The organism is Peribacillus sp. P4_C12, from assembly GCF_056402095.1.
Genome location: NZ_JBFUIB010000447.1, coordinates 1 through 3,039 on the forward strand (window position 1 = coordinate 1; position 3,039 = coordinate 3,039).

Below are 3,039 nucleotides of genomic sequence, written 5' to 3' on the forward strand. Positions count from 1 at the left end.
CTTAATGGTTGTTTTGGCCTCTTCACTGATTATTGGGAAAGAAGGGACTACAAGCAAAGAGGAGAGCAGCGATAATGGGAAATTAGCTGTCTCTGAACTTAAAAGACTGTCAGATCATGAACAACAGGATACAAAAGTAAAAGATAAGTCTGCCGAAGACAAAGAGGAAAATAGTAAGCTTCAGAGTATGCGTGAAGAAGATATAGAAACGAAAGAAGAAGTTTTCGATAGTGAATCTGTAAAAAAGGACAAGGTAGTAGCCCTTGCTCCTGCAATTTACCCAGACGATCTGAAAAATAAATCGACGATTACCATGGGTGTGCCAGATAATCAACAGAATTTTGTCATCCCGATTTCAATTGTTGTCAATCGTTATGATGAATCGGATACTCTAAATCAGTTAGTTAATCAAATGTCGGATATCAATGAGGAACAATATGGTCTCTCTGACTATTTCCCACTTGATATAGAGATTACCCAAGGAACCGAAATGAATACTGCTCATATTGAGCTACATGAAGACAGCCAGTTATTGGATGAGGATATCCTCTTTCTCCATACGATGGAAGAGACGCTGTCCTATCTTAATATAGAGAAGATGACCTTTGCTACAGATGGAAAGCAAGGTGCAAGGTTTGCCCATGCAGGATTTTTAAAGGAAGCAGATATACCTCAACAAAAAAATCGCACATTTCTACTTTATCAAAATGATGAATCCTCACCAAAGTTTCTTGTACCAAGTAATATAGATTATCAGGACTTTGAGGAGGCACTTCAGGCAGGAAAAGAGGAGCCAGACATAGAGGGAATATCTTCTGCTATCCCCGATGATTTAATTTGGGAAAAAATAAGTTCAGATGGAGATCTTGTGACTATTCAATTAGCAGAACAAGTGGTAATTGAAAATAGTGAGGATTCTCTTCAAGCTTTAGAAGCGATTCTTTTTATTGCAAAGGAATTTGGCTTTAATAGAGTAAAGTTTGAAAATGCTCCAATTGAAAAAGTTGGCAATCTAAATCTAACAGAAGACATAGTAGTACCTAAAGCCCCTAACCAAGTGAATTGAGGGGAGGAAGTTGTCAAAAGAAGTGGGAGCTGGGCTATTTAAAACATCCTGATAATGGTTGCTGAGTATCTAAAATCTCGTAGAAAAAGAATGTGCCCGCATTAAGGGCACATTCTTTTTTTCTTATAATGAAATGAGAGCCATGAATGTAATTTCTTCTGTTTCCTTTAAAAATTGCTTCATGTTATCACTTAATGGTTTATCAAAGCTTAAAACCATGATAGCTTCTCCGCCAGCTTCTTTTCGACCTACCTGCATGGTTGCAATATTCACTTCATGATCACCAAGGATCTTACCTACGTTACCAATTACACCAGGTTTATCGGTGTGTTGGATATATAGTAAATTTGCTTCCGGATGGAAGTCGATTTTGAAGCCATTCAAATTCACAATACGAGAACCATAATTTTCAATGTAAGTGCCACTGATTGTTAGTTCACGGTTATCACCTTTTACTTTAAGGCTGATCAGGTTAGAATATCCTAAAGAGTCTGCAGAGATTTTTTCGCCAACGGTAATACCACGCTCTTTTGCAATCAGCAAGGCATTCACTTCATTGACCGAAGCGTCAACTCTTGATTTAAAGAAGCCTGATATTAAACTTTTTGTCAAAATCGTTGTATCAAAGTCCAATGATTCTCCCGCATATGTAACGGAAATCTCTTGGATGCCTTCTTTCATACATTGAGAAGCAATTGATCCCATTTGCTGTACGAGTTGATAAAATGGCTGAACCTTTTCAAACACTTCTTTAGAAATGGCTGGAAGGTTGATAGAACTTGAAACTGGATTTCCCTCAAAATAAGTCAGCACTTCTTGTGCAACCTGTACTGCAACATTTAATTGAGCTTCTTTTGTAGAAGCACCTAAATGAGGTGTAGCAATGACATTATCAAGTTCAAGTAGCTTATGGCCAAGCGGAGGTTCTTCAACGAAAACGTCTAACGCTGCGCCTGCTACATGCCCTTTAACAATCATTTCATATAAATCATCTTCGTCAAGAATTCCGCCACGGGCACAATTTAATACATAAACACCCTTTTTACAGGTAAGCAGTTTTTCTTTATTTATTAATCCTCTAGTTTCATTCGTTAGAGGTGTATGAACAGTAATAATGTCTGCTTTAGGAAGTAATTCATCTAACGGCAGGGAAGTGACAGACATTTTTTTTGCACGATCAGCAGTTAAGAATGGGTCAAATACAATGACTTCCATACCAAAAACTTTTGCGCGTTTAGCGATTTCTCCTCCGATACGTCCAAAACCCACTATACCTAATGTTTTACCGCGTAGTTCTGTTCCAGTATAAGAAGAACGTTTCCACTCCCCATTCTTCAGAGATGCATATGCTTGCGGAATGTGGCGCATTAGTGAAGCCATCATTGCAAATGTATGTTCAGCTGTTGAAATGGTATTGCCATCAGGTGCATTAACTACCACAATCCCACGTTTAGTCGCAGCAGGGATGTCAATATTATCAACGCCGACACCAGCGCGTGCAATAATTTTCAACTGTGGCATACGGTTCATTAAATCTTCCGTAACTTTTGTTGCGCTTCTAACAAGTATTGCATCAATCTGATCAAGTTCGTTTGCTGCTTCTTCTACTGTCTTTTGAATAAGAAGGATATTGGATGCCTCTGATAGCGGTCCGAGTCCTTCTGGTTTGATGGCATCTGCTACTAAAATCCGATACACGTGTATACACCTTCCTAAGGAAAAAATTATCTTAAATTTCAGTTAATTTTACAATTGAAATGCCGAATATGTCAATTTGGCATTTATTCATGTAAGCGCTTAAAATAATTATTATTAAGTGAAATAATTGTATAAGTCCGCAATAATAATGGATTTATCATCTATTGTATGAAAAAGAACAATTATTTTAAATAATCTTAAAATTGATATAATCGTCAATATAATTTTTGTTTTAATTCATTGATATGTAAATGGTGAGATGTAAGAAATTATGG

2 protein-coding genes are annotated in these 3,039 nt (G+C 37.1%); one reads left to right on the top strand and one right to left on the bottom strand.

The features are described from left to right. Window positions 1-1,066 (top strand): hypothetical protein (locus tag AC1DUW_RS24675; RefSeq protein ID WP_477643709.1); only part of this gene is annotated, 1,066 nt, incomplete at its 5' end. Between the two features lie 123 nt (window positions 1,067-1,189). On the opposite strand, the gene serA is transcribed toward AC1DUW_RS24675, so the two are convergent. Continuing rightward, complete coding sequence (serA, locus tag AC1DUW_RS24680) at window positions 1,190-2,764, bottom strand: phosphoglycerate dehydrogenase (RefSeq protein ID WP_053346817.1); 1,575 nt, start codon at window positions 2,762-2,764, stop codon at window positions 1,190-1,192. Window positions 2,765-3,039 lie beyond the last annotated feature (275 nt).